The organism is Parvibaculum sp. (assembly GCF_039973015.1).
Lineage (GTDB): Bacteria > Pseudomonadota > Alphaproteobacteria > Parvibaculales > Parvibaculaceae > Parvibaculum.
This window is the reverse complement of sequence record NZ_JBDWLT010000010.1, coordinates 404,139-429,792: the sequence shown is the minus strand read 5'-3', so window position 1 is coordinate 429,792 and position 25,654 is coordinate 404,139. Positions and strand designations below refer to the sequence as shown.

Annotated in this window: 21 protein-coding genes and 1 tRNA gene; 10 read left to right on the top strand and 12 right to left on the bottom strand. The window is 59.8% G+C overall.

The window, feature by feature from the left end; genetic code table 11:
• Positions 1 to 176: 176 nt before the first annotated feature.
• Positions 177 to 1,790: a phosphoenolpyruvate carboxykinase gene (locus tag ABJO61_RS13310; RefSeq protein ID WP_348328662.1), complete on the top strand. Its 1,614-nt coding sequence runs from the start codon at positions 177 to 179 to the stop codon at positions 1,788 to 1,790.
• Between the two features lie 78 nt (positions 1,791 to 1,868).
• Here ABJO61_RS13310 and ABJO61_RS13305 read toward each other — a convergent pair whose 3' ends face one another.
• Positions 1,869 to 2,600, bottom strand: a complete 732-nt coding sequence (locus tag ABJO61_RS13305) for a YafY family protein (protein ID WP_348328665.1) — start codon at positions 2,598 to 2,600, stop codon at positions 1,869 to 1,871.
• A 105-nt stretch (positions 2,601 to 2,705) separates the two neighbouring features.
• Between ABJO61_RS13305 and ABJO61_RS13300 the strand changes: the two genes are divergently transcribed.
• A complete protein-coding gene (locus tag ABJO61_RS13300; RefSeq protein ID WP_348328668.1) occupies positions 2,706 to 3,446 on the top strand; it encodes a glutathione S-transferase family protein in 741 nt (246 codons plus the stop codon).
• A gap of 79 nt (positions 3,447 to 3,525) precedes the next feature.
• Here ABJO61_RS13300 and ABJO61_RS13295 read toward each other — a convergent pair whose 3' ends face one another.
• Both ABJO61_RS13295 and polA read right to left on the bottom strand, forming a co-directional pair.
• Entirely contained in the window at positions 3,526 to 3,819 is a 294-nt protein-coding gene (locus tag ABJO61_RS13295) for a hypothetical protein (protein WP_348328671.1), read from the bottom strand.
• Between the two features lie 113 nt (positions 3,820 to 3,932).
• Positions 3,933 to 6,842, bottom strand: coding sequence for a DNA polymerase I (gene polA, locus ABJO61_RS13290; protein WP_348330580.1), 2,910 nt, complete (start codon positions 6,840 to 6,842; stop codon positions 3,933 to 3,935).
• Between the two features lie 202 nt (positions 6,843 to 7,044).
• Here polA and ABJO61_RS13285 point away from each other — a divergent pair, with 202 nt between their 5' ends.
• Complete coding sequence (locus tag ABJO61_RS13285) at positions 7,045 to 8,046, top strand: ABC transporter ATP-binding protein (protein ID WP_348328674.1); 1,002 nt, start codon at positions 7,045 to 7,047, stop codon at positions 8,044 to 8,046.
• Between the two features lie 27 nt (positions 8,047 to 8,073).
• On the opposite strand, the gene ABJO61_RS13280 is transcribed toward ABJO61_RS13285, so the two are convergent.
• Positions 8,074 to 8,574: a PAS domain-containing protein gene (locus ABJO61_RS13280; protein ID WP_348328677.1), complete on the bottom strand. Its 501-nt coding sequence runs from the start codon at positions 8,572 to 8,574 to the stop codon at positions 8,074 to 8,076.
• Positions 8,575 to 8,880: 306 nt separating this feature from the next.
• Between ABJO61_RS13280 and ABJO61_RS13275 the strand changes: the two genes are divergently transcribed.
• Positions 8,881 to 9,519: a GNAT family N-acetyltransferase gene (locus ABJO61_RS13275; protein ID WP_348348371.1), complete on the top strand. Its 639-nt coding sequence runs from the start codon at positions 8,881 to 8,883 to the stop codon at positions 9,517 to 9,519.
• A 3-nt stretch (positions 9,520 to 9,522) separates the two neighbouring features.
• On the opposite strand, the gene ABJO61_RS13270 is transcribed toward ABJO61_RS13275, so the two are convergent.
• A complete protein-coding gene (locus tag ABJO61_RS13270) occupies positions 9,523 to 10,146 on the bottom strand; it encodes a TetR/AcrR family transcriptional regulator (RefSeq protein ID WP_348328683.1) in 624 nt (207 codons plus the stop codon).
• A gap of 90 nt (positions 10,147 to 10,236) precedes the next feature.
• Between ABJO61_RS13270 and ABJO61_RS13265 the strand changes: the two genes are divergently transcribed.
• Both ABJO61_RS13265 and ABJO61_RS13260 read left to right on the top strand, forming a co-directional pair.
• A complete protein-coding gene (locus ABJO61_RS13265; protein WP_348328686.1) occupies positions 10,237 to 11,313 on the top strand; it encodes a hypothetical protein in 1,077 nt (358 codons plus the stop codon).
• Positions 11,314 to 11,397: 84 nt separating this feature from the next.
• A tRNA-Arg gene (locus tag ABJO61_RS13260) sits at positions 11,398 to 11,474 on the top strand.
• Between the two features lie 1,650 nt (positions 11,475 to 13,124).
• On the opposite strand, the gene ABJO61_RS13255 is transcribed toward ABJO61_RS13260, so the two are convergent.
• The 3 genes from ABJO61_RS13255 to ABJO61_RS13245 all read right to left on the bottom strand — a co-directional run bounded on the left by ABJO61_RS13255 (position 13,125) and on the right by ABJO61_RS13245 (position 14,957).
• On the bottom strand, positions 13,125 to 13,280 hold the full coding sequence (locus ABJO61_RS13255) for a hypothetical protein (protein WP_348328689.1): 156 nt from the start codon (positions 13,278 to 13,280) through the stop codon (positions 13,125 to 13,127).
• Positions 13,274 to 14,374 (bottom strand): hypothetical protein, encoded by a 1,101-nt coding sequence (locus tag ABJO61_RS13250; protein ID WP_348328692.1) that lies wholly within the window; start codon positions 14,372 to 14,374, stop codon positions 13,274 to 13,276. Before ABJO61_RS13250 ends, ABJO61_RS13255 begins: the two co-directional genes overlap by 7 nt.
• 67 nt (positions 14,375 to 14,441) lie before the next feature.
• Complete coding sequence (locus ABJO61_RS13245) at positions 14,442 to 14,957, bottom strand: hypothetical protein (RefSeq protein ID WP_348328695.1); 516 nt, start codon at positions 14,955 to 14,957, stop codon at positions 14,442 to 14,444.
• A 401-nt stretch (positions 14,958 to 15,358) separates the two neighbouring features.
• Between ABJO61_RS13245 and ABJO61_RS13240 the strand changes: the two genes are divergently transcribed.
• Genes ABJO61_RS13240 through ABJO61_RS13230 form a run of 3 tightly spaced genes read left to right on the top strand, consistent with a single transcriptional unit; the run spans position 15,359 to position 20,823 of the window.
• Entirely contained in the window at positions 15,359 to 18,079 is a 2,721-nt protein-coding gene (locus ABJO61_RS13240) for a DEAD/DEAH box helicase family protein (protein ID WP_348328698.1), read from the top strand.
• Between the two features lie 2 nt (positions 18,080 to 18,081).
• Positions 18,082 to 20,253 carry a DNA methyltransferase gene (locus ABJO61_RS13235; RefSeq protein WP_348328701.1) on the top strand — a complete coding sequence of 724 codons (2,172 nt, stop codon included), beginning with the start codon at positions 18,082 to 18,084 and terminating at the stop codon, positions 20,251 to 20,253.
• A gap of 6 nt (positions 20,254 to 20,259) precedes the next feature.
• Positions 20,260 to 20,823 carry a hypothetical protein gene (locus ABJO61_RS13230; RefSeq protein ID WP_348328704.1) on the top strand — a complete coding sequence of 188 codons (564 nt, stop codon included), beginning with the start codon at positions 20,260 to 20,262 and terminating at the stop codon, positions 20,821 to 20,823.
• A 23-nt stretch (positions 20,824 to 20,846) separates the two neighbouring features.
• Here the strand turns inward: ABJO61_RS13230 and ABJO61_RS13225 are convergent, their stop codons facing one another.
• Positions 20,847 to 21,077 carry a hypothetical protein gene (locus tag ABJO61_RS13225; protein WP_348328707.1) on the bottom strand — a complete coding sequence of 77 codons (231 nt, stop codon included), beginning with the start codon at positions 21,075 to 21,077 and terminating at the stop codon, positions 20,847 to 20,849.
• Positions 21,078 to 21,211: 134 nt separating this feature from the next.
• On the opposite strand from ABJO61_RS13225, the gene ABJO61_RS13220 reads away from it, so the two are divergent.
• Positions 21,212 to 22,294, top strand: coding sequence for an HWE histidine kinase domain-containing protein (locus ABJO61_RS13220; RefSeq protein ID WP_348328710.1), 1,083 nt, complete (start codon positions 21,212 to 21,214; stop codon positions 22,292 to 22,294).
• A gap of 79 nt (positions 22,295 to 22,373) precedes the next feature.
• On the opposite strand, the gene ABJO61_RS13215 is transcribed toward ABJO61_RS13220, so the two are convergent.
• The 3 genes from ABJO61_RS13215 to ABJO61_RS13205 form a co-directional block, all read right to left on the bottom strand.
• Positions 22,374 to 23,777: an aldehyde dehydrogenase family protein gene (locus ABJO61_RS13215; protein WP_348328713.1), complete on the bottom strand. Its 1,404-nt coding sequence runs from the start codon at positions 23,775 to 23,777 to the stop codon at positions 22,374 to 22,376.
• 108 nt (positions 23,778 to 23,885) lie between these two features.
• Positions 23,886 to 24,299 carry a MerR family DNA-binding transcriptional regulator gene (locus ABJO61_RS13210; RefSeq protein WP_348328716.1) on the bottom strand — a complete coding sequence of 138 codons (414 nt, stop codon included), beginning with the start codon at positions 24,297 to 24,299 and terminating at the stop codon, positions 23,886 to 23,888.
• A gap of 66 nt (positions 24,300 to 24,365) precedes the next feature.
• Positions 24,366 to 25,610, bottom strand: a complete 1,245-nt coding sequence (locus tag ABJO61_RS13205; RefSeq protein ID WP_348328719.1) for an acetyl-CoA C-acetyltransferase — start codon at positions 25,608 to 25,610, stop codon at positions 24,366 to 24,368.
• Positions 25,611 to 25,654: the final 44 nt, after the last annotated feature.

The window sequence follows — 25,654 nt, the reverse complement described above, 5'->3', positions numbered from 1 at the left end:
GGGCGCGGCCCCGCTTTTGCTTCGTTCAGGCGGAAATTCGCCGCCGGCCAGCGCGATCCTGCGGGTGAGACGCGGCCATGATAGAGTTCTGCCCCGGCTGCGGGAGAGGCGGCATGGCGGCGACATAACTGGATGAAAGGCCCGGGCGGGCCAACAAGCACCACGAGGAGAGAAGCGTGAAACAGACCGGGCCCTACATCAGCAAACATGGCGCCGAGCAAAGCGGCTTCAAGAATCTCGCAGCGGCGCACTGGAATTATCGTCCGGCAGCGCTCTACGAAGAAGGCATCCGCCGCGGCGAAGGCGAAATCGCCGCCAACGGGCCCTTCGTGGTGAAGACCGGCGTCCACACCGGACGCTCCGCAAAAGACAAGTTCATCGTTCGCGACGCCTCCACCGAAAAGACCGTCTGGTGGGACAACAACAAGTCGATGACGCCGGAAGCCTTCGATCTCCTCCATGCCGACATGCTGAAACACGCCGAGGGCAAGGAACTCTTCATCCAGGACCTCTTCGGCGGCGCCGACCAGACCCATCGCCTCGCGACCCGCGTCTACACGGAATACGCCTGGCACTCTCTCTTCATCCAGAACCTCCTCATCGAACCGAAGAGCGAAGAACTCGCCGACTTCAACCCGCAGTTCACGATCATCGACCTGCCGAGCTTCGAAGCCGAGCCCGAGAAATACGGCGTGCGCTCCGGCACCGTCATCGCCTGCAACTTCGCAAAGCGCATCGTGCTCATTGCCGGCACGTCCTATGCCGGTGAAATCAAGAAGTCCGTCTTCTCGATGCTCAACTACGACCTGCCGCCCAAGCGCGTCATGCCGATGCATTGCTCGGCGAATGTGGGCGATGCAGGCGACACGGCGATCTTCTTTGGCCTTTCGGGCACCGGCAAGACGACGCTTTCGGCTGTCGCCACGCGCACGCTGATCGGCGACGACGAGCATGGCTGGTCGGAAAACGGCGTCTTCAATTTCGAAGGCGGCTGCTATGCGAAGATGATCAAGCTCTCGGCCGAAGCCGAGCCTGAAATCTACGCGACGACGCAGCGCTTCGGCACCGTGCTCGAAAACGTGGTGATGGACGAGAAGACGCGCCAGCTCGACCTCGACAGCGCGGCGCTCGCCGAAAATTCGCGCGGCGCCTATCCGCTCTCGTTCATTCCCAATGCAAGCGCGACGGGCCGTGCGCCGCATCCGAAGAACATCATCATGCTGACGGCGGACGCCTTCTCCGTGCTGCCGCCCGTCGCGCGCCTCACGCCGAGCCAGGCGATGTATCACTTCCTTTCCGGCTATACCGCGAAGGTCGCGGGCACGGAAAAGGGTGTGACGGAGCCGGAAGCGACCTTCTCGACCTGCTTCGGTGCTCCCTTCATGTCGCGCCACCCGACCGAATACGGCAACCTGCTGCGCGACCTCATCGCCGAGCACAAGGTATCTTGCTGGCTCGTCAATACGGGCTGGACGGGCGGCGTCTACGGCACGGGCAACCGCATGCCGATCAAGGCGACGCGCGCGCTGCTCGCCGCCGCGCTCGACGGCTCGCTCAACAATGTCGAGTTCCGCACCGATCCGAATTTCGGCTTCGAAGTTCCGGTGGACGTGCCGGGCGTCGACAACTCAATCCTGTCGCCCCGCGACACCTGGGCCGACAAGGCCGCCTATGACGCGCAGGCGCAGAAGCTCGTGAAGATGTTCATCGACAACTTCGCGAAGTTCGAAGCCCATGTGGACCCGGATGTGCGCGCTGCCGCGCCCGCCCTGGCCCAAGCTGCGGAATAAGGCCGCCAACAAGCGAACGCCTTACGAGAACAGGAAGAGCCCCGGCGGAAACGCCGGGGCTTTTTTCATTCGGGGACGCTAACCAGCCGCGACGGCGGGCGCGTCATGCGGACGGGCATAGCCCGCCTCGCCGGGGCGGGCGACGAAATCCTCCATCGTCTTGCCCTTCTCATCCCTGAAGGTTTTATCCGTGACTTTCAGGGAGCGGATGCGCTCGATGCGGAAGGTGCGGAAATCGCCGCGCATCTCGCACCATGCGGCGAGCATCCAGAAGGGGCCGAAGAAGGCGAGGCCGAGGGGACGCAGTTCCCGGTGCGTGCGCTCGCCCGACAATGCCTCGTAATCGACGTCGAGGATGCGCCGTTCGCGGATCGCCCGGCGGACGGGCGTCAGATGCCTGCTATAGCCGTCCTGCGGATTGGTGCGATGAGGCGCGACGGTAAGGCGCGTCGTGCCGGCAATGCGCTCCAGACGGTCGGGGAGGACGGCGCGGATCTTCGCGACGGCGGCGTCCGCCGCGCCGGTGAAGGCCGCATCGCCCCAGGCACGTACCATGCGCGCGCCGAAGACCAGCGCCTCGATCTCGTCTTCCGTGAACATGAGAGGCGGCAGCTCGTAGCCCGAGCGCATCATATAGCCGAGGCCCGCTTCTCCCTCGACCGGCACACGGCTCGCCTGAAGATCGGCAATATCGCGATAGATGGTGCGGACGGAGACTTCCATCTCGGCGGCAAGCTCCTGCGCGGTGACCACACGCTTCGCGCGGCGGAGATATTCGACGATATCGAACAGGCGGTTTGCACGGCGCATTGCGGCTTCTCCCTCAGGCGAGCGGACCATGCCACAACACTGCTGACGGCACGTTGTCAGTAGCATGTCAGTATAAGGGAAAACGATCAACAACGGAGACAAGCCATGATCCGCCTCTACGTCTTCCCTGCGCGCCTGAAGGGCACGCCCAATCCGAGCCTGTTCTGCGTGAAACTCGAGACGGCGCTGCGCCTTGCCGGGGTGCCGCATCAGCTCTGGTACGAGATGGACCCGTCAAAGGGACCGAAGGGCAAGGTGCCCTTCATCGAAATCGAGGGTGAGCGGATCGCGGATTCGGCGCTCATTCTCTACCGGTTGAAGGAGAAGCTGGGTGTCGATCTCGACCGGGGCCTCGACGATGCGGAGAGGGCGATGTCCCACAGCATCGAACGGATGGTGGAGGAACGGCTCTCCTGGACCATCGCCTATAGCCGCTGGATCGACGAGGCCAATTGGCCGACGGTGAAAAAGGCGCTCTTTCAGGGGCTCCCCTTTCCGCTATCCCGCATTGTGCCGGGCAGCGCACGAAAGGCCGTGAAGGCCGCGCTTCACGCGCAAGGGACGGGGCGGCATAACCGGGAAGAGATTTACGACCTTGGCGCGCGCGATCTCGCCGCGCTTTCCGCGCTGCTTGGCGAGAGGCGCTTCTTCTTTGGCGAGGAAGCGAGGCTTGCCGATGTGACGGTCTATGCCGCGCTGATCAGCATTATCGGCCCGGACCTCGAAAGCCCGCTGAAGGCGGCGGCACTCAGCCATGAAAATCTGGTGCGTCATGCAGAGCGGATGGGCGAACTCTATGCGGCGAAGCGGCCTCGCAACCGGATCAATCTGACGCTTGCGGCCTGACGACGAGACCCGGCCGAAAGGAACAAGGCCCGGAAGGTTTTCTGACCTCCGGGCCTCATGTTCTTCGAGGTCGGCAGCGTTACTTCTTCTTCGTGTCGCCCTTTTCATGACCATCTCCGGCATGAGAGCCGGTCCATGAAGGCGGATCAGAAGCAGGGAAACTTTCGTCGAGGGTTTCGTCGACGCATTCCTCTTCATGTTCGCGCTTTTTCTCGGCCTCTTCGGCCTTGCGCTCGGCGCGCTCTGCGTCGGCCTCCGGCGAGGCTTCGCCACTCGTCCAGCCCGGCGGATCGCTGGCGGGGAAGGATTCCTTCTCGGCCTCCGTCACGCGGTTCTTGTTATCGGCCTGTTTGTCTTTTCCGGTGCTGGACAAGGCATATACCTCCAGGTTGTGGGGAAAGAACGGCTCATGCCGTGTTCCGTTCCCTTCATATGGGCAGTGGCCTCCAAGGGCGCAATGCCGGTGGCAGAGCGCAGCGGCGTTAACTAATGCGCCTCATCCCAGTTTTTCGCGGCGCGGGCATCGACATCGAGCGGTACGGAAAGCTCCAGTGCGGGAGATGCGGCAGATGACATGACGCCCGAGACGGTCTCGCAGCTTTTCCCGGCCTCATCTTCCGGCACTTCGAAAATCAGTTCGTCATGTACCTGAAGCAGCATGCGGGCGGAAAGTTTCGCATCGGACAGCGCGCGCGGCATGCGGATCATGGCGCGGCGAATGATATCCGCCGCCGAACCCTGGATCGGGGCATTGATGGCCGCGCGTTCCATGAAGCTTTTTTCCGACGGGTTCTTCGAATTGATCGCAGGCAGATGAATGCGCCGCCCGAAGATCGTTTCGACGTAACCGTTCTTGTGCGCGAACTCCTTGGTCGCATCCATATAGGCGCGGATGCCGGGGAAGCGCTTGAAGTAGCGTTCGATATACTCGCCTGCCTCGCCGCGCGAAATGCCGAGCTGGTTGGCAAGACCGAAGGCTGAAATGCCGTAGATGATGCCGAAGTTGATCGCCTTGGCGCGGCGGCGAACCGCCGGGTCCATGCCTTCGATGGGGGTCGAGAACATTTCCGACGCCGTCATCGCGTGAATGTCGAGGCCTTCCGCAAAGGCCTTTTTCAGTGCTTCGATGTCGGCGATATGGGCAAGCAGGCGCAGTTCGATCTGCGAGTAGTCGGCAGAGAGGAGAAGATTGCCTTTCTCCGCGATGAAGGCCGAGCGGATCTTGCGTCCATCCTCCGTGCGCACGGGAATGTTCTGCAGGTTCGGCTCGGTGGATGCGAGGCGGCCGGTCGAGGTCGCAGCAAGCGAATAGGAGGTGTGGACGCGGCCCGTCTCCGGGTTGATGTATTCGGGAAGAGCGTCCGTGTAAGTGCTTTTCAGTTTCGACAGGCCACGCCAGTCAAGCACGCGCTGCGGCAGTTCATGGCCCTGCGCGGCGAGCATGTCGAGCGTGTCCGCATCGGTCGACCACGCGCCGGTCTTGGTCTTGCGCCCGCCTTCAAGGCCCTGCTTGTCGAAGAGAATTTCGCCGAGCTGCTTCGGCGAACCGATGTTGAAGCGTTCACCCGCCAGCTCGTAAATCTCTTCTTCGTATTGCGCCATCTTCTGCGCAAAACCGGAAGAGAGGCGCGCGAGCACGGATTTGTCGACCTTCACGCCCGCGCGTTCCATTTCCGCAAGCACCGTCACAAGCGGCCGTTCAAGCATCTCGTAGACACCGACACGGCGTTCCGCGACGAGGCGGGGCTTCAGAATGTGCCAGAGGCGGAGCGTCACATCCGCATCTTCCGCCGCATAGGCGGTGGCGCGATCGACGGGCACCTGATCGAAGGTGATCTGCGCCTTGCCTTTGCCGGCGACTTCAGAAAAGGGGATCGGCTTGTGGCCAAGGTGAAGCACCGAAAGTTCATCCATGCCGTGTCCGTGCACGCCCGCATCGAGCGCATAGGACATGAGCATGGTGTCGTCGAGCCCGCGCAGCTCAATCCCGTGCTGGCGGAAGACGATCATGTCGAATTTCAGATTCTGGCCGATCTTGAGGATCGAACGGTCTTCAAGAAGAGGCTTCAATACCTTCAGCGCATCGCCCAGAGGAATCTGCTGCTGACCTTCGGCATCCGCGAAATCGAGGCCGCCGCCCGCGCCGTGCTGGAGCGGAATATAGCAGGCCTCGCCCGGCAGCAGAGACATGGAGACGCCGACAAGGCGCGCCCGCATGGGAAAGAGGCTGTCGGTTTCTGTATCAACCGCGAGGAAACCTTGCTCGTATGCGCGCGCAATCCATTCCTCAAGATCGGGAAGCGCCGTCACCGCGACATAGTTCGCCTTCTCGAAATCCGCGCCGATTCCCTTCGGGATCGCGCCCGGCACCCCGCCGCGTCCGGTGCGGGAGACGGCCTGTTTTTCTTTTTCAGGCGCTTCATCAGGATCGGCCGAGGGGTGTGCACCTGTCGCGGGGATCGCATCCACGTCGATGTTGAAGCGTTCGCCGACGCGGCGTGTCAGCGTAGTGAATTCCATGTCCTTGAAAAACCCGATCAGGGTTTCGGGGTCGGGATCGCAGACACCCATCGAATCCAGTTCATCCTCAACGGGAACGTTCTTGTCGAGTTCGACGAGTTTTCGCGAAACGCGCGCGAGTTCGGCAAATTCGATGAGATTTTCGCGCCGCTTGTTCTGCTTGATCTCGGATGCGCGTGACAGCAGCGTTTCGAGATCGCCATATTCGCCGATCAACTGCGCGGCGGTCTTGATACCGATGCCGGGCACGCCGGGGACGTTATCGGTGGAGTCTCCCGCGAGCGCCTGCACATCCACGACCTTTTCCGGCGGCACACCGAATTTCTCGATAACCTGTTCGCGCGCAATCGTCTTCAGCTTCATCGTATCGAGCATGTCGACGCGATCATTCACGAGCTGCATCAGATCCTTGTCGGAGGAAACGATGGTGACGCGCGCGCCCGCCTCATGCGCGAGGCGCGCATAGGTGGCGATGAGGTCGTCGGCCTCGAAGCCCGGCTTTTCGATGCAGGGAAGACTGAAAGCGCGGGTCGCATCGCGCACCAGCGAAAATTGCGGTACGAGGTCTTCGGGCGGCTCGGTGCGGTTCGCCTTGTATTCGGGATAGATGTCGTTGCGAAAGGTCTTCGATCCTGCGTCGAAAATGACAGCAAGATGGGTGGGTTCGAACTCGTCCTTCGTATCCTCGATGAGCTTGTAGAGCATGTTGCAGAAGCCCGCGACGGCGCCGACGGGCATGCCGTCGGACTTGCGCGTCAGTGGCGGCAACGCATGATAGGCACGAAAAATATATCCCGAGCCATCCACCAGAAAGAGATGGTCACCCTCGCCGATAGCGCGGCTTGCCGCTTCTTTTTTCCCGGATTTCGCAGGCATTTTTCCCGCCGATTCCTTCTTTTGCGCCTTGCCGCTTGCCACGCGCCTCGCCTTTCTTATCTAAGGGGGGTCTTCTATATTGCCGTCCCCCGCGCTTTGCGGGCCGCCACTATAACGCGTCCCGCGCTTCGAGAAAGAACCCCGTCCGCTTTAGCGACCGGTTTCAAAAAATCCGCCCGCTTCAACGATAAAGAGCCCGCTCATGGCCCATACGCTTGCCGAAGAAGAAAATGCCTATGTCTCCCGCGTGCCGGGCGAACCGGCCGGTGACAAGGCACAGGATTTCGCCATCAAGGCGCGGAACCTGCGGAAAGTCTACAAGGCAAGCGGCAACCAGCCCGCGAAAGAAGCGCTGAAGGGGATCGACCTGGCCATTCCCCGCGGTTCCATCTTTGCCCTGCTCGGCCCGAACGGCGCGGGCAAATCGACTTTCATCAATATTCTCGCGGGGCTTGTGCTCAAGACCTCCGGCTCGGCCTCGATCTGGGGTTTCGATATAGACGTCAACCCGCGCCAGGCGCGCGCATCCATCGGCGTGGTGCCGCAGGAACTCAACATCGACCCTTTCTTCACGCCGGCCGAAGTGATGGAGATGCAGGCGGGACTTTACGGTGTACCGAAAAAGGAACGGCGCACCATGGAAATTCTGAAAGCCATGGGTCTCGACGACAAGGCGGATGCCTATGCGCGCACACTTTCGGGCGGCATGAGGCGGCGGCTTCTCGTCGCCAAGGCGATGGTCCACAATCCGCCGGTGCTGATCCTCGACGAGCCGACGGCGGGTGTCGATATCGAGCTTCGCCGCCAGCTCTGGGACTATGTAAAAGGCTTGCATGCGCGCGGCACGACGATCGTGCTGACCACACATTACCTTGAAGAAGCAGAAGCGCTCTGCGACACGATCGCCATTATCGACAAGGGTGAAGTGGTCGCCTGCGAGCCGAAAGATGAACTGCTGGGACGCATCAGCGAGAAGAAGCTGATCGTCAGGCCCACATCGCCCGCAACGATGCTGCCGGCGGCGCTTGACGGCATGAAAGCGGAACTCCGCCCCGACGGCTCGATCACGGTGCAGTACAACCCGGCCGAAACCGGCGTCATGAATATTCTGGGGGCGCTGAGCGCGGAGGGGATGGATATCAGCGACATCTCGACGGAAGAATCCGACCTTGAGGACGTCTTCCTGCAACTGACGTCGCACTAGACCTTCCCGGCGGGCGAACGGCACGGCTCAGGCAGAGGCGCGTTTCACGAGTTCGCCCATCACCATATCGACGGCGCCGCTGCCCGTTGTCAGCGGCATGAGTACAGCTTCGACCGGCGTGAGCGGTTGCGCCTTGGCGAAAACGGCCACGCCATGCAGCCGGAGCGGACGGCGGAGCTGGCAGACGATGCCGAAGAGCTTTGCAACGGCGGCGGCCGATTTTTCCTGCATTTCGCCTTCAAGTGCGCGGCCCGTGAAATCGCGGGCGAAGAGATCGTTGAGCGCGGTGCCCATGAGCCGGACGCGAAAATCCGCGAGGCCGAGAGCGGGCGGCGCTGCATCCACGAGGAATATGGAAGGCAAATGGCTGACGATATCGGCGGGGCTCACATCGGCGCGCGCCGGGAAAGCCCGGCCATCGCGCTTGCCCTCCCAATAGGCAAGCATCTCGCGCAGGCGCGCATCCTGAAAAGCGAGCAGCGGGTCTATATAGAGATCGAAGGGTGCAAGCCGTAAAGGCTCCGACATGGAACTCGAAACTCTCGGGTCTGGCCCTTTAGCGGGCCGCGCGGTTTTCCGGGGCCCCTCTCCTATATGCCAAATTGGAACGGAGGCCAAGGCGCAAGGGAATCGCTGGAACGCCTGTTCCCCGGGTTCGCACGCCAAGGGCGCCGCCTGAACGCTGAGCGGACAGGCACCGATCTGCGGGTGGTCCGATCGGCATTGACCCAAAGGATTTCGCCTCTGTTATTTGGTCGCTAGACCAAAAATAAATTGCACTACCAATTGCCTTCATGCCAGTCTTTGGTCATCAGACCAATTCAGGAGAAAATGATGGGCATCGAGATCATCCGCGCGGACCGGAAACTGGCGGAAACATATGCAACTCATATCCCGGGGCTTGTTCATGCAACGGGACCGAAGTCCTACAATTACATCTTCAGCCACCAGCCGCTTTATGACACTTTCATCGACGCGGCGTGGAAGGCGCCGGCGAACTTCTTTTCCCACGAACAATCGACGCTCGCTTTCGAGAACGGAGCCTTTCTCGGCGTTCTCATCTCACATGACGGTTCCGAGCATTACCGATTGAAAGACGGCGTCTGGCCGATCGCGCAAGAGCTTGCGAAAAAGGGGAGTATCGCGGAGAGCGATATTGCCGCCCTGGCGGAACGGGCTGAGATCGCGAGCTTCATGAACCCGCATGTACCGGAGGATTGCACTTACATCCTCGTCGTTTCGGTGCCGGAGACAGCGCGAGGCCGTGGGGCGGGGCGCGCACTCATCGAGCGTGAGGTCGAACGGGCACGGGAGAGAGGCGTCTCCCGCGTACATCTCGACGTGATGTCGGACAATCCAGCGGTAGGGCTTTACGCCGCAATGGGATTCGAGCCCATGGCGGAAACGGTGACACCCATTCCCTGCCGCAAGCATGGCTTGGCGATGGAGCTGCGAATGATGCTTCGCCTCTAGCCCTTACTCGCCGGATACGAGGCGCATGATCGCACGCGTTGCCTCGCGGGCGCTGAAATCCGTTTCGCCCTTCGGGCCCATATGCGGGCGTGTCATCGACATGCCCTCGACGAGCGCCACGCATTGCCGGGCGCGCCTCGCCCGCGCCCGGGGTGACAGAGACGGATTGAGCGTTTTCACGATGCCGGAGAAAAGCTCGAAGTAAATTTCGTAATAGCGGGCAAGCGCTGCTGCAATCACCTCGTTGCGCGCGGCAAAACCCGCGACCTCGATCATGAAGATGCCACAGTCGCGCCGGTAGGCTTCGTCGTTCAGAAGAAAGTCGAGCGAGCGGTAGAGACGCTCTTCGCCGGAGCCGCCAGCCGAACCGAAACGTATCATGATCTCGTCGCCGTAGCGCCTGACGAAGCGCTCCAGCAGTTCGGCGAGAATCGAGGCGGGGCTTGCGAAGTAATACTGGACGTGGCTCAAGCGCAATCCCGCCCGGGCGGCAACGCCACGCGCGGAAAAGCTCGCATAGCCCTCTTCCAGCAGAAGCGCGGATGCGGCGTCGAGAATTTCTTCACGGCGGTTCGCTCCCTTCTCCGTGGGCGGCGCAGCGGGTGCTGGATCAACATTGCTTTTCATGCGGCAGAGAATAACCCCGCGACGGGATATTGACAAAATTGGTCAATAGACCAATATTTGCCAGATCGAAACCTGACGGAGGAGACAGATATGACAAAGCGCATCCTGCTTGCGGGCGGATATGGTGTCGTCGGGGCGCAGGTCGCGGCGCTTCTCGCGAAACACCACCCGGAGACGGAAATCCTGATCGGCGGGAGGCGCGAGAAGGAGGCTTCGGCACTTGCCGCCTCGCTTGGGCTCGCGGCGGCGGCAATCATGGATGTGACGAAGCCGGAGCCGATGCGCGAACTCGATGGAATCGATGCGGTCGGCTGCTTCATCCACGAAACGGACGACCACCTGCTTCGGGAGGCGGCACGGCGAGGCATTCCCTACATGGATATCACCCGCGGCCAGGAGGCGCAGATGCGAGGCCTTGCGGCCGCTGCCCTTCTCCTCCCCGCCGCGCCGGCGCTCTTCACGTCGCACTGGATGGCGGGCGGACCGGCAATCGTCGCACGGCGCCTCTCGGAAGGGCTCGAACAGGTCCAGCGTATCGACATGTCGATCCTCTATTACACGGGCGACAAGATGGGACCCGACTCTGCCAGCGCGGGCGAAGGCATGGCGCGCGGCTTCACCGCAAAGGTCGGGGGTGCGTGGCAGGCCGTTGGCCCACTGAGCGACGAGCGCCGGGTGCGCTTTCCCAGCGGGGCGCTGCGGCCCGTCTATCGGATGAACATGGGCGATGTAACAACGCTCGCGCTCGCCAATGGCGCGCGGGAGGCCGGCGTCCGGCTCGGCCTCGACAAGGGCACCGCCTTGGGCACGATGCAACGGCTGATCGAGCTCGGCCTGTGGGGCCTCCTGATGAAACTGCCCGGCATGAGCGCCATCGCAGCGACGAAGCCGGGGCCCGGCGCACCGCACGAGATCGTCATTGAGGTCGAGGGAGAGGCCGGAGGACGGAAGAAAAACCGCAGGGCGACGATCCTCGCCCCCCTGGGACAATCGCACCTCACCGCGGTGGGCGCGCTTTATGCGCTGGAGCGGATCGCGGAGCTTGGCCCGGCGCCGCTCGGCGCGGGGGCGGCGCTGCCGGAGACGGGTTTCACGATGGCCGGTTTTGCGCGGCTTTCCGCACTTTACGAAGCCGAAGGCATCGCATTGCGGCTGGAGGGGATATAGGCAAACGGCAGTTGTTTGAGGGGCCGCTTTGTTCTACCTTGCGCCCGCTTCGGCAGGCCGCTTCTCGGTGCGGACCTGCCCCTGGCACCCGTAGCTCAGCTGGATAGAGCGCTGCCCTCCGAAGGCAGAGGTCGCACGTTCGAATCGTGCCGGGTGCACCATTCCTCTACAAAACTGGGTACCATCGACGGCGGGACAGGGCGTTCTTCCTGTACCTGTTGGACCAATACGCTCTTTGGGCCGGATATGCGGATTTCGCCCGGGGTTACTATGACCTTTTCCAGTAGGTGCCGAAGGTAGGCGCGCCGCAGTTTGGGGTTTTCTGCTTCTCCAAGACAGGCACGAAAGCCACCGCAGAATTCTTCCAGACGGTCCCTAGTCACTTCGCCTGTGGGGCGGTCTATTTCTCTTTCCTTGATCGAAATCAGGCGCGTCAGTTCATCGTATTCATCCTGCCTTTTGGCAAAGCGTTCCTGAATTGCCTTCGCTGCTCCAAGCCCGCCTTGCTCCAGTGTATCGACCAGATTGTCGATAATCCCTTTCACCTCCCGGCGCTTTCTGTGAAGTTCGCGTAGCTCTTTCTGAAGTCTGTCCTTGCGCCCTGAATTTCGGGAAACGACGCGGCTAACCAAGTCTCCGACATAGTCGGGGTCCAATATCCGCCCTGATACCGCCTCGATAACGATTTCATCGAGCTTGCGCATGGGAACCGTCATGCCGGGACAGGCCGTCTTTCCCATATCCGCATGCTTGGAGCATGTGTAGTAACGGTACTTCCCGTATTTGCCTGTTCTTAGACGCATGGGCGATCCGCAATGACCGCATTGTGCAACGCCGGTCAAAAGAATGTCGCTATTCGAAATCCGGGGAGGGGTTTTCTTCGGATTGCGCGCGTCAAGTTGCGCTTGAGCGGCATAGAATAGTTCTTCGTCAACGATGCGCGGAACTTCGATTGGCACCCATTCTTCGCGCGGACGCGGCTTCTTGGTGCGGCTATCGCGGCGATTGAAATAGTAGATACCGACATAGGCAGTACGACGAAGGATTTCCTGAACAATCTGGAGGCGGAAAGGCCGCCGCGCGCGTTGCGTCAGCCCCCGTGTTGAGAGATAGGACACAATGTTCTTGATGCCGAGCGGCCCGCTCTTGCCGTCGCCATAGACGTAAAGCTGGAAGATCAGTTTCACTATCTCCGCTTCATGCGGCTCGATTTCCAGTTTCTTCTTTGCTTTCGCGCCGACCGTCTCGGCTATGTAGGTTCGATAGCCGAAAGGCGGCTGTGACCCGTTCCAATATCCGCGCTTGGCATTTTCGAGCATGGAGCGGCTGACATGTTTTGCTGTCTCCGCACTGTGATACTCGTCGAATGAAGACAAGACCTGGCGCATGAGCTCGCCTTGAGCGCCTTCGCCAATTTCCTGCGTCATGGAGACGACTTGGACGCCATGCTTGCCAAGTTCGCGGGTGTAAATCGCAGACCCTACGGCGTCACGAAAAAAGCGGGAGAAGCTGTGAACCAGAATGAGGTCCGCGCTAACCGCTTTGGATTTTACGTCCGCGATCATTCGCTGAAATTCCGGCCGCTTGTCGTCGCGTGCCGATGCGCCGGGGTCGACATAGGTTGCAACAATCTCAATCCTCCGATCCGCGCAATAACGTTCCGCATGCGCGATTTGATCGGGAATGGAAAGATCATTCTCTGCCTGCCGTGTCGTCGAGACGCGCGCATAGATGATTGCTTTTTGGGGCACTGGCTCTTCCTCCGGGCACTACCCGGCTATCGGTTCGTCTATAGCTATAGCTCGAAGCCTTTAGTCATTATCGTTTGCTGCTTCCATTTCCATGATCTTGGCAACAATGTCCCGCATGTAGGTTTCGATGATCCAAACCGCTTCCGAAGTGACTTCGAGCTTTTCGGGCATATCGACAATCACCCTGAATTCCTTGTTGTCGTTTGCCGCTACCATTGGCCGACCTCATACTGCCGGAGGCGGCGTTCAATTTCACTGGCCCAGTGGATATCCGTATGGAACGGCCCGACCGCTTCGGGAAGTTTCGCTATAAGCGTTTCGAGAGACGGCGCGCCCTTGGCGGGATGAAGAAGCGCGGACAGGGCCGCCAGCCCCTTTAGGTGGCCATACAATGCCTGCCCCTGCTTTCTATAGCGATATTCGAGCGCGTTCTTGGGATCGTAGTGACGGCAGAGGCCGAATTGCGGCAATTTCTCTATAGCGGTCTCTAAAGCTGTCCATAGAGGATGCAACGGCCAGCGTGCCCTGTTGCTATCGCCATTCGGGCGCCGGAGCGAGGTATGCCCCGTAGCTAGTTCCCTTAGAAGATCGCCTTGCTGGTCTTCCAAGTCTGCAAGGGTGCGGATACCACCTGCTTTAAGGCGTTCGCTTCTTATCTGGAATTCGACGCGCCACACATTTTCGCGCTGCCCCCACAAATCATAGAACCATGCCTTGTTGCTGGTGTTCTCGATCTCCGCAATCTTGTCGTAAACTCGCAAGACGGTATCGCCGGTGCCCAGCGTAAAAGTCTGGACGTGTCGTCCATCGCGCCATTTGCTGTTTTTCCGAGCGCGGGTGACGAAGTGATCTTCACCGAAATCCACAAACGGCAGATCGAAATCGAATGCCCAATCAGCGCGGATAACTTGTTCAAGCTTAAGCGTCTTTGCGCCTATAGAACGTGCCCACGCCTGCACTCGCTCGTGGAGCGATTTGGCACCGTCCCGCCAAAGCGCCTCGCTATAGAACTGGACCTTGAGCGATGGGTGCATGCGCTCGGCAAGCGCGAACTCGAAGTCCTTGTTGGTGAGAAGGAACCTATAGGGATGCCTGCCCGAAGCGCGCACCTGAAACCGCTCGCCTCCAATCTCTATAGTCGCTTTGCCTTCTTCCCGGTCACGGGCAAGCTGCTTACGATATTCAAGCTCGGCGAAGTCTATAGCCGACGTCGCCAAATCGAGATTGTAACAGACATAGAGGCTGTCTAGCCCGTGAAGCAAAAGACGCGGGTGCGCGCCATTTGTAGTTTCGTGAATTGCCGTGGTCATACTGACTCTGATCCCTCGGCTGGAATGTTTTCAACAAAGGACAAATATTGTCCTCGCTCGATAAATTTCAGACCGTCAACCGCGCGAAGATGCGGTTGAGGCTGAGAACTAGCGCCGCCGTAAATGACGGCTGCGGGATTGCTGGCATTCCTGATTTCAAGCTGCGTGATTTCTGTGAGTGGTGAAGCTGCTTTAGGTTCGGCGCGTCGCGCGCGAGAAGCCATGACTGACTTTCATCATCCGGCGTCCGCAAGAGTTCGAGATAGACGGGCCGCTTGTCCGTGACCGCGTCCTTCCAGGACGGGTCTTTCGCGATCTCATCGAGATACTCGCCCGTTCCCTCAAGCTGGGGGACGGTCATTCCAAAGCGTGTCAGCTCCCAAAGGATCGCCGCCTTGCGCACCTCATCGGGGCCATACTCGCGGCTAATGCCGGTGCCGGTATTCTTCCCGCCCAAGGGCGTCAGCAAATCGGAGTTCGTCCAATGCCGTACCTGCCGGATAAGGCGGCGCTTGGCCTCCTCATCCGCTTCCGGTGCGAGCTTTTCGACAAGCTCCCTGACGCTATAGGCGAATCGTTCCATAGGGAGAAGCCTATAAGACATCATTTGTCCTTACAAGTGCGCTCCGCTTCCCTCCTACCTAGGGGTGAAATTGCGCCTATAGCTTTTCCCTACCTAGGGAAGGGCCGGTGCGTTCGGCCCGCGTCAAGGCCAAGCGCCGCTAACGCGGCGTGGCTTCGCCAGCCTTGACCCAGCCCGGCCGCACCGGCTGGGGCTCGGCATGGCCTTCAGCCCGCTTTGCGGCCTGAAGGCCCGCCTGCGACTGAGAGGGGGGAGTGTGTGGAGAGGCAGGGGCAAACGAGGGGCAAGAGCCCGCCGAAGCGGCGGATGTATTTGAAGCCCCCCGTGTTACCAATCACGGGGGGGCTGACTAAATCAAATGTCCGGGCTAAAAGGAAAATTCACTAAGGGGGATCGATTCAATGGCACTGCACCCGGATTTTCCGCGCTCGCCGTATGAGGTGCTAACGCCAGACGTGCGCTGGATTCCGGCGCCGGAGGAAATGCGGAGCACGGCCTACGAAAAGCTGCTGCCGCCGCTGGTCGCCAAGATTCGCGAAGAGGTCAAGGCGTGGCGCGATACGGGTTACACCGGTGCGTCGAAAACGTCGCGTGACCTGCTGACGTGGTGGTTCGAGACCGACCATCTGGCTGAGAACACGGACGGCACGCAAACGCTGTTCCGCTACTACTTTGCTCAACGCGAAGCCGTCGAGACGGTCATCTGGCTTCACGATGTTCACGGCGCCCGCGACAAGTTCGATCTGATGCGCTTCGATTCATCCGGAGCCGTGTCTGGCAAGATGTTCGAGGAGGACTGGCCTCGCTTCGTCGTCAAGATGGCGACTGGCGCAGGCAAGACCAAGGTCCTCTCCCTGCTGATGGCATGGAGTTATTTCCACAAACTCTACGAGGCCGGGTCCGAACTTTCGCGTAACTTCCTTCTGATCGCGCCCAACATCATCGTTCTGGATCGTCTTCGTACCGATTTCGACGGGCTCAAGATTTTCTTCAATGATCCTGTGTTGCCGGACAACGGCCACGGCGGCCGCAACTGGCGCGACGATTTTCAAGTGACGGTGCATATTCAAGACAAAGTGCATGCCTTGCGTCCAACGGGCAATATCTTCCTCACCAATATTCACCGCGTCTATCTCGGCGAGGTTGTCGAGCCGTCGCTGGAGGATGACGACCTGCGCGACTATTTCCTGTCGCCCTTCGGCGCGAAACCTTCAGGCAAGACGACGGACAGCAATGTCGATCTCGGCGAGATCGTGCGCGAGATCGACGAACTCGCCGTGTTCAACGATGAGGCGCATCACATCCATGATCCCCGCATGGCATGGTTCAAGTCTATTCAGGATATTCACCACAAGCTGCTTCAGAAGGATTTGCGTCTGTCGATCCAGGTCGATGTGACGGCGACGCCACGCCACAATGATGGTGCGATCTTCGCACAGACCATCAGCGACTATCCGCTGGTCGAGGCCATTGCTCAGGACGTCGTGAAACATCCGGTATTGCCCGACGCAGACAGCCGGGCGAAGCTTGCCGAGCAGCAAAGTCCCCTCATCACCGAGAAATATGCCGACTATCTTCAACTCGGCGTCGAGGAATGGCGCAAGAGCTATGCGGAGCATGAGAAGACCGGCAAAAAGGCCGTTCTCTTCGTCATGGTGGACGACACGAAGAACTGCGACGAGGTAGGCGCCTATCTTGAAAAAATCTGCCCCGAGTTGCAGGAGTCCGTGCTGGTCATTCACACCAAGGCCAATGGCGAGATTTCCGAGGCGGCTTCGGGCAAGAAGAAGGACGAGCTGGAGACACTGCGCCGGGAGTCGAACGAGATCGACACATGGCATTCGCCGCACAAGGCCATCGTCTCAGTGCTGATGCTGAAGGAGGGCTGGGACGTACGCAACGTCACGGTCGTCGTCGGATTGCGGGCCTATTCCGCGAAGAGCAACATCCTCCCCGAACAAACGCTCGGTCGCGGGTTGCGCCGCATGTATTTCGGTTCTGACATTCGTGAGACCGTGTCGGTCATGGGGACGCCTGCTTTCATGGATTTCGTGGAGTCGATCCAGAGCGAGGGCGTTACCTTCGAGCGGGTGGCGATGGGTGGTCCCGATGGTCGGGACAGGAAGGATTCGCTGATCGTCGAAGTCGACGGGCCTGAATCAGGCAAGGACATCGAAGCGCTCGACATAGCGCTGCCGCGCATGACACGGCGCTTCAACCGCGAGTTCAAGGACCTCGGCGATCTGGACCCGGCATCTTTCGGGAACCTGCGCCTGCCTCTCAAACCCTTCACGCCGGAAGATACCCGCGAGATCGTCTTCAAGACGATGCTCGACTCCGAAGTCGATCACGTCATGGTGCTCGACGGCAGCACGACAATCGACTACCGGTCCGTCGTCGGTTTCTTTGCGCGCCAGTTGCTCAAGGATCTGAAGCTGGTGGGCGGCTATGACCAGCTTTACCCGAAAGTGAGAGACTTCATGCGCGATCATCTTTTCGATCGCGCGGTCGATCTTGAGGACCCGGTGGTTCTCCGCAACCTATCGGAGCCCGAAGTCGCGAAGACGTTGTTCGATCATTTCCGCAAGGCGATCAACGCACTCACCATTCATGAAAGCGGTGGATCGAGCATCGAAGGCTATATCCGCCTGCGGGACACACGGCCCTTCCGCACCGAGCCGCGCGGCTTCCTGCTGGCCAAGCGGTCGATCTTCAACCGCGTCGTCGGCGAACAAAACGCCGGCGCGCTCGAACTTGCCTTTGCGGGTTTCCTCGAAGCGGCACCCGACGTGCAGGCCTTCGCCAAGAACTATCTGGCCGTCGGTTTCAAGCTCGACTATGTGAAAGCAAATGGCGAACTCTCGACCTATACGCCCGACTTCATCGTGCGGACGGATGACGGGGCGGTATGGATCATCGAGACCAAGGGGCGCGAGGAGATGGATGTGCCGCAGAAGATGAACCGCTTGCGGCAATGGTGCACCGATGCGACGGAGGCGAGCAAGGCGGCCGACGGAACCCGCTACGGTTTCGTCTATGTCGACCAAGCGAGCTTCGACCGGCACAAGCCGAAGTCCTTTTCGGGACTTGCCAGCACGTTCCGTGAATATCAGGGGGGTTGAGAATGGCGCGGCATGACAGGAAAGCCTACGAGCTGAGCGACGCCGAGCAGCGCGATCTCATCACCCTGATCCAGCAGGGCAAGCCGCTGCCGGAGCAGTACCGCTTCATTCTTTTCGAGGACAAGCGTGAGGTCGAGCTGGTCTGGAATGGCAAGACGCGCGACGTCTGCACGACGGTGCTTCCCTTCCAGACCCTGGAGCATATCGACGAGCCGCGCTCCGAAACGCGGGTGCAGGAAGACTTGTTCGACAGCCGGGGCCGCCAGTTACGCGGCTGGACCAACAAGCTGATCTGGGGCGACAACAAGCTGATCCTCTCGTCCCTGAAAGCGGGTCCGTTGCGGCAACAGATCGAGGAAGCAGGAGGGCTGAAGCTGATCTATATCGATCCGCCTTTCGATGTCGGCGCGGATTTCAGCATGGATATCGAGATCGGCGGCGAGACCTTCCACAAGGAAGCAAATCTTCTGGAGCAGATTGCTTACCGCGACACCTGGGGGCGCGGTACCGATAGTTTCACCAGTATGATCTACGAGCGTTTAATTCTGATGCGAGATTTGCTGGCGAATGACGGCGCCATCTTTGTGCATTGTGACTATCGTGTAAGCGCCTACATCCGGCTTGTGTTGGATGAGGTTTTTGGTAAAGAGCAGCTTCGCAATCACATTTTGTGGCTTTACAGCGGGGGCGGTGTTCCACAGACACAAATGCCAAAGAAGCACGACGACATCTTTTGGTACACCAAGGGAGAGACTTGGACGTACAATCCAATCTTTCGTAGTTACACCGAAGGAACTCTTCAGAGAGGACGCACCGCAGTGAAGGGGGAAAACGCAGAGCTTCGGGCCGAAGGAACACCAATCAACAATTGGTGGCCCGACGTAAAGAAAATAACGAGCCCCACGGACCCCGAAAAACTCTACTACCCCACACAGAAATCAGAAGAATTGCTTGAGCGTATAATCACGCTGGCCACCAATCACGGCGATCTGATTGGTGACTTTTTTGTTGGGTCGGGCACCACGGCGGCTGTTGCCGAGAAGATGGGACGCAAGTGGATTGCAACTGACTTGGGAAAGTTCGGCATCCATACGACGCGCAAGCGGTTGATTGGTGTGCAACGTGAATTGAAAGCGTCGGATGAGGATTTTCGTGCCTTCGAGGTTCTTAACCTCGGTCGCTATGAGCGGCAAGCCTATCTGAGTGTCGGTGGACGCTTGAACGGCGAGCAGAAGGAACAGGCCCTGGCGCAGAAGGAACGGGAATTCCGCGAGTTGATACTGCGCGCCTACAAGGCGACTGGCTTCGGCGGGAACGAGGGCGCGGAGGCGCAGGACGGCTTCTTTCACGGTGCGCGCAGCGGGCGGCTTGTCGTGATCGGGCCGATCAACCTGCCGGTGGGACGGCTGTTCGTCGAAGAGGTCATCACCGAATGCCGTAAGCGCGGCGCGACGCGGGCGGATATTCTCGCATTCGAATTCGAAATGGGACTGTTTCCGGCGGTGCTGGAAGAAGCGCGCGTAAAAGGCATCGACCTCGCGCCGAAATACATCCCGGCGGAAGTTTTCGACAAACGCGCAGTGGACAAAGGGCAGGTCGTCTTTCACGACATCAGCTTTGTCGAGGCGACGCCGCGCTACGACAAGAAGAACAAGCTGGCCATCGAGATCGAACTGACAGACTTCTCCGTCTATTACAGTCAGGGCGCGGCGGAGGCGGCCATTGCCGCGATGAAGGACGGCAAGAGCGACGTGTTGTGCGATCAGGGTCAGCTCTACAAGGTGACGAAGGACAAGAACGGCGTAGTAACCCGCGAGCGGCTGACCAAGCACTGGACGGACTGGGTCGACTATTGGGCCGTCGATTTCGACTATATGAGCCGCAAGGAGATCATCAAGGTGCCTGTGGGCACGGGGCTGAGCGGCGTGGCGACGCTGCCGGGCTTCGAGCCGGATCAGGGCGTGCTGGCCGTGCCCGACTTCGAAGAACGCTGGACCGGCAGTTACATCTTCGAAAACGAGTGGCAGAGTTTCCGCACGCGCAAGGACCGCGATCTGGAACTGACGACGGCGCGCCATACCTATGAGAAGCCGGGTCGCTACACCGTGGCCGTGAAGGTGATCGACATTTTCGGCAATGATACGATGACGCTTGTGCCGGTGAATGTTGGGTAACTGCAAATGAAATTCGATCCGGAGATGACACTCCGCAGATTACTCGAGACGGAACCGGCGAAACTTGACGCCGTTCCCGATGGACCGGGCATCTACGCGCTTTACGACCATGAGGGACTCGCCCGGTACATAGGCATAGCTGCGACGTGCCTCAGGAATCGTATTTTCAATCGTCATGTTACCGGCGACGAAAACAGCCACAAATTTTCTTCAATCTACAACGCGGGTCGCATGTTCCACTCAGACAAGCATCCGTCTACCTGTCCAAAAGACGGTAAGATTTCCAAAAAACTGAGGAGCCTTTTTGTCAGGGAAAACTGCCGGGCGGTGGCGATGCCGATGCCAGATATGCCGAAGAGCGACTTGAGGGCGTTGGAATCTGCGGTGATCGCCCTGGCTCCCACCGGGGCCACAAGCTGGAACAATCGTCGTTGGCTCGATGCACATGAGCCCACTGAAGCGCTCAACAACGTTCTGGAAAAGCTAAGTTGGACGCAGAAGAACCTTGATGCCATTGAGAGACAGGCTCAACGGTGGGAAAATTTCGTTGCTTCACCCCAAATCAGGTAACTTCCAGCGTTACGAACCAGTACTCATCCTCGCCTTCCCCGGTGCGCCATTCTCCTGGAATGGGCACCCTCTTCATGGATAAAAGAAGTTTGAACTTCGTTCGAGCGGTTGTGCCAGTTCGCCTCGGAAATGAGCGCCACTGCATTAAGAAGAATTTCGAACTGTGTTTTAATACCCGGAGGAGCAGCCCCCGCGACCAAGTCGCCTGCGCCACCGCGAACGCGGTATGAACCGCCCTTTTTCCAGCCGGACATTAATGTGAACTTCCCTCACACAGCGCGCTGCCCCGCTTGCAGGTAGCCGGGAAGCCTCTAGAGTGAGTTTCTGCTTTTCTCGCAGTACGGCAGTCCGCAACGCCCGGATGGGTTGTGATGCAAGGGGATCCGCAATGGCGCGAGCAAGCGACATAGCATTCAACGGTGGTGGCGGCGCTTCTTCTCATACCGGCAATCCGATGCCGAAAGAACTGGAAGCGCCTGACTTTCCGGCGGAGAGTTCGGCTTCGGTCGAGAGCGACTATCGCGCGCTCATCGATGCGATGGATCAGGGCGCGTGCATCATCGAAATGATATTCGACGAGATGGAAGAGCCTGCCGACTACCGTTTCCTGCGCGTGAACCAAGCCTTTGAAAGGCAAACGGGGTTGCGGGATGCAGTAGGGCGTACCATGCGTTCGTTCCGTCCCGATCACGAAGAACACTGGTTTCATCTCTACGGGCGAGTGGCGCTGACGGGCATACCTGCTCGCTTCGACAATCCCGCAGCGTCGCTTGGACGGTGGTACCAGGTCTCCGCATTTCGCGTCGGCGCGCCCGACCAGCGGCGTGTCGGCATCGTTTTCAACGACATCACCAAACGCAAGAACAGCGAAGAACAGCTTGAACTCTACGCTTCGGAGATGGGACATCGCGCAAAGAACATGCTGGCCGTTTCCACAAGCCTCGTACAGATGACGAAGGGCGCCACGGTCGAGGAATACAAGACAAACCTGCTCGGCCGCCTCAACGCGCTCTCCCATTCGCAACGCCTTCTCATGCAGGACGGAGGGGATCGCGTCGATCTTGACCGGCTGCTTGCCGACGAAGCCAGCGCACATCAAGCCGACGGCGAGACACGGCTGAGCTGGAAGGGGCCGACGCTGCTGCTGGAGACCAGGATCGCGCAGTCCGTCGTCCTGGCGGTGCATGAACTCGCAACCAATGCCGCAAAATATGGCGCGCTTTCGGTACCAGACGGGCGGGTCACCCTAGAATGGGCGAGAGCGGAGAAATATCTCACCCTGCTCTGGCGGGAAAGCGGCGGGCCCTCCGTGAGCGGAGAGCCAACGATACGCGGGCTCGGAACGGGCATCATCATGAAATGCGCTCAGAATATTTTCGGCCAGGGTAGCGTCAATTTCGACTGGCGGACGGAGGGGCTCGCCTGCGAACTCGTCATCCCGCTGGAAAGCCTGTCCAGCGAAACCTCCTGATCCGGGACCCGAAAAAGACTGTGCCGCCTGCTCCCGTTCAGGAGAGGCGGCACATGATCAGCCGAAGCGCAGGACCTGATTACTTCGCCATATTGATGATCTTGAGCTGAGTAAACTCGGCGAGACCTTCTTCACCGAGCTCCGTTCCAAGGCCCGAAAAGCGCGAACCGCCGAAGGGAATGTTCGGCGCGAGATCCGCATGCTTGTTGATCCAGACGCTGCCGGATTCCATTTTTGTCGCAAGCTCGTAAGCCTTCGCCTGGTCGTTCGACCAGATGGACCCGCCAAGACCATAAGGCGAGGCATTGGCACGAGCGATCGCGTCGTCGGGATCGGAATATTTGATAACGGGGAGGACGGGCCCGAACTGCTCCTCATCGACGAGGCGCGTACCATCCGCAATGTCGCGAACGATAGTCGGGCGGATGAAATAGCCCTTCTCATCCGGGACGTCGCCTCCAGCGATGACATTGCCTGTCTTTTTCGCGTCCTCGATCAGTTCCTTCACCTTGTCGAACTGCATCTTATTTTGAAGCGGCCCGAGCTGCGTGCCCTGTTTCAGTCCGTCGCCGATGATGGTGTTGTTTGCGATGTTCGCAAGTTCATCGCACATCTCGTCGTAAATTTTCTCGTGCACATAGAGCCGCTTCATGGCGATGCAGACCTGGCCCGAATTCTGGAAGGCGCTCTGGAAAAGTTTGGGTGCGGCCTCTTTCGGGTTCACGTCGTCAAGCACGATACCCGCATCGTTGCCGCCGAGTTCAAGCGTGATGCGCTTCAGGAGTCCGGCTGCACCCGCCATGACCTTCTGACCGGTTGCCGTCGAACCGGTGAAGGAAATCTTGCGCACATCGGGATGCGCGGTCAGCGCCGCACCGAGATCATTATCGTCGGCGACAATGTTGACGACGCCCGCAGGCACGATGTCCTTGATGAGTTCGCCTAGTTTCAGCGATGTGAGCGGCGTGGTCGGTGCGGGCTTCAGCACGACCGTATTGCCCGCAAGGAGCGCGGGGGGAAGCTTGAAAGCCATCAGGATCATCGGGAAGTTCCAGGGAACGATGGCACCGATCACGCCGAGCGGACGGCGATGCGCCTCGACTTTCTTGCCTTCGCTGTCCTCAATGATCTTCACCGGGAGATCGAGCATGGTGAAATAGCGAAAGAAGGCCGCCGTGCCGTAAACCTCGCCTGTGGCATCACCGATGGGCTTACCCTGTTCCTGCGTCAGCAGGCGCGCGAGATCGGCTGCATTTGCCTCGATTGCATCCGCAATCGCACTCAGCACTTTCTTGCGCTCGCCGATGGGTGTTGCCGACCATGCAGGAAATGCCGTTTTGGCGGCGGCTACGGCTTCGTTCAACTGCGCTTCCGATGCACGGGGGCAGGAGGCGACGATTTCTTCCGTTGCCGGATTGATCACATCGGACGACTTCGCTCCCGCGACCAGCTTTCCGTTGATGAGAAGCTTGTATTCACTCATCCTTCTGTTTCTCCCTTTGGGCTCCGTTGGCCGGAGCGTCTCACAAATAAACAAGGCCGGGCGCAGCTTATCCGCACCCGGCCCATTTGACGATTCGGCACCAATAGCTCAATGCGTACCGGTGCGGAGCGCCTGTTCCTCGTGACGCGGACGCGATGCGACGATGGCATCGCCACTAAACCGTTCGCATGCCTCTTCCAGCCGGCCGATCTGGTGATCGACCTGAGCGCGCTGGGCCTTGGCGGCGTCAAGGCGCTTCTGAAAAAAGGAAACCGCAAGACGGTTCTGCTCTTCGCAGCTTCCACCGCTCTGGTAGAGGTCGAGAATCTGACGGATTTCATAAAGTGTCAGCCCCACTTCGCGGCCGCGAAGAATGAGCTTCAGGCGAGCACGGTCGCGCTTCGAATAAAACCGCGTCTGTCCCTTGCGTTCGGGCTCGATCAGCCCCTTTTCCTCGTAGAAACGGAGCGTACGATGCGTAATGTCGAATTCGTTGGCAAGGTCGGTGATCGTATAGGTCATTTGAGAGCAAACCTCCGACGGATGGAGCGAAGGCCGCGGCGATCCGCGACCCTCGCCGGTTCGTTGTTACTGCATGCGTTCGATGATGACGGCCGGCGCCATGCCGCCAGCGGCGCACATGGTCACGAGACCGTAGCGCTTGTCCTGGCGCTCAAGTTCGTCGAGCACCGTGCCGATGAGGATGGAGCCGGTGGCTCCGATCGGGTGACCGAGGGCGCAGGCGCCGCCGTTCACGTTCACCTTGTCGCGATCGAGCTTTAGATCGCGGATGAACTTTTCGGCAACGACGGCAAACGCCTCGTTGATTTCCCAAAGATCGATGTCATCGACCTTGAGACCGGCCCTCTCCAGCACCTTCCTGGCGGCAGGCACCGGCGCGTTGAGCATCAGGGTCGGGCAATCGCCCATATTGGCCGTCGCCACAATGCGCGCACGCGGCTTCAGGCCGTTCTTGTCGGCATACTGCTTCGAGGCAAGCAGGATCGCCGCGGCACCGTCCACGACGCCCGACGAGTTGCCGGCGTGGTGGATGTGGTTGAACTTCTCGAGCTGCGGATACTTCTGGCGGATAAGATCGCCATAGGTCGTGCCCTGCTCGTCGACCGGGATACCGGCCCAGGCTTCGAAGGTCGCCTTCAGGTTGCTCAAGCCTTCCATCGTCGTGGTCGGACGGGGGAATTCTTCGCGATCGAGTGCGACGGAGCCATCGTCGTTGTAGACGGTGACGAGCGACTTGCTGAAACGGCCTTCCTCGATGGCCTTCGCCGCACGTTGCTGCGAGGTAAGCGCGAGTTCGTCCACCGCCTTGCGGTCGATGCCTTCGAGGGTCGCAATCGCATCGGCGCAGACACCCTGCTGAGACTGCGGATGCTGCTTGCGCAGATGCAGATTGCCTGCATCCATCATCGGCGGTGTCTTCACATCGGCGGTGGCGGAGGTGTAGCTCATCATCTCCGTGCCACCTGCAATCACGAGATCTTCCATGCCGGACATGATCTGCGCTGCCGCCAGGTTGACGGTTGTGATGCCCGAACCGCAGAAGCGATCGAGGGTCACGCCCGAGGCCTTGATATCATAGCCCGCGTCGAGCGCGGCCATGCGGCCCATATCGCCGCCCTGTGCGCCGCGCTGGGACGAAGTGCCCCAGATGACATCTTCAACGTCGGCGGTCTTGACGTCGTTGCGTTCAGCAAGCGCGCCGAGCACCGTGCGCGCAAGGTGCTGGGGGTGAAGATGTGCGAGCGCGCCCTTGCCCACCTTGCCGATGCCGCGAGGTGTGCGGCAGGCGTCGATGATATATGCGTCAGACATTGATATTTCTCCCTGGATCGATGTTCTGTTTGTCCAAATCTGAT

Coding starts and splice junctions, on each gene's coding strand:
- ABJO61_RS13305 (WP_348328665.1), bottom strand. CDS start 2,600: ATGCGCCGTGCAAACCGCCTGTTCGATATCGTCGAATATCTCCGCCGC.
- ABJO61_RS13300 (WP_348328668.1), top strand. CDS start 2,706: ATGATCCGCCTCTACGTCTTCCCTGCGCGCCTGAAGGGCACGCCCAAT.
- polA (WP_348330580.1), bottom strand. CDS start 6,842: ATGCCTGCGAAATCCGGGAAAAAAGAAGCGGCAAGCCGCGCTATCGGC.
- ABJO61_RS13285 (WP_348328674.1), top strand. CDS start 7,045: ATGGCCCATACGCTTGCCGAAGAAGAAAATGCCTATGTCTCCCGCGTG.
- ABJO61_RS13280 (WP_348328677.1), bottom strand. CDS start 8,574: ATGTCGGAGCCTTTACGGCTTGCACCCTTCGATCTCTATATAGACCCG.
- ABJO61_RS13275 (WP_348348371.1), top strand. CDS start 8,881: ATGGGCATCGAGATCATCCGCGCGGACCGGAAACTGGCGGAAACATAT.
- ABJO61_RS13270 (WP_348328683.1), bottom strand. CDS start 10,146: ATGAAAAGCAATGTTGATCCAGCACCCGCTGCGCCGCCCACGGAGAAG.
- ABJO61_RS13265 (WP_348328686.1), top strand. CDS start 10,237: ATGACAAAGCGCATCCTGCTTGCGGGCGGATATGGTGTCGTCGGGGCG.
- ABJO61_RS13255 (WP_348328689.1), bottom strand. CDS start 13,280: ATGGTAGCGGCAAACGACAACAAGGAATTCAGGGTGATTGTCGATATG.
- ABJO61_RS13250 (WP_348328692.1), bottom strand. CDS start 14,374: ATGACCACGGCAATTCACGAAACTACAAATGGCGCGCACCCGCGTCTT.
- ABJO61_RS13245 (WP_348328695.1), bottom strand. CDS start 14,957: ATGGAACGATTCGCCTATAGCGTCAGGGAGCTTGTCGAAAAGCTCGCA.
- ABJO61_RS13240 (WP_348328698.1), top strand. CDS start 15,359: ATGGCACTGCACCCGGATTTTCCGCGCTCGCCGTATGAGGTGCTAACG.
- ABJO61_RS13235 (WP_348328701.1), top strand. CDS start 18,082: ATGGCGCGGCATGACAGGAAAGCCTACGAGCTGAGCGACGCCGAGCAG.
- ABJO61_RS13230 (WP_348328704.1), top strand. CDS start 20,260: ATGAAATTCGATCCGGAGATGACACTCCGCAGATTACTCGAGACGGAA.
- ABJO61_RS13225 (WP_348328707.1), bottom strand. CDS start 21,077: ATGTCCGGCTGGAAAAAGGGCGGTTCATACCGCGTTCGCGGTGGCGCA.
- ABJO61_RS13220 (WP_348328710.1), top strand. CDS start 21,212: ATGGCGCGAGCAAGCGACATAGCATTCAACGGTGGTGGCGGCGCTTCT.
- ABJO61_RS13215 (WP_348328713.1), bottom strand. CDS start 23,777: ATGAGTGAATACAAGCTTCTCATCAACGGAAAGCTGGTCGCGGGAGCG.
- ABJO61_RS13210 (WP_348328716.1), bottom strand. CDS start 24,299: ATGACCTATACGATCACCGACCTTGCCAACGAATTCGACATTACGCAT.
- ABJO61_RS13205 (WP_348328719.1), bottom strand. CDS start 25,610: ATGTCTGACGCATATATCATCGACGCCTGCCGCACACCTCGCGGCATC.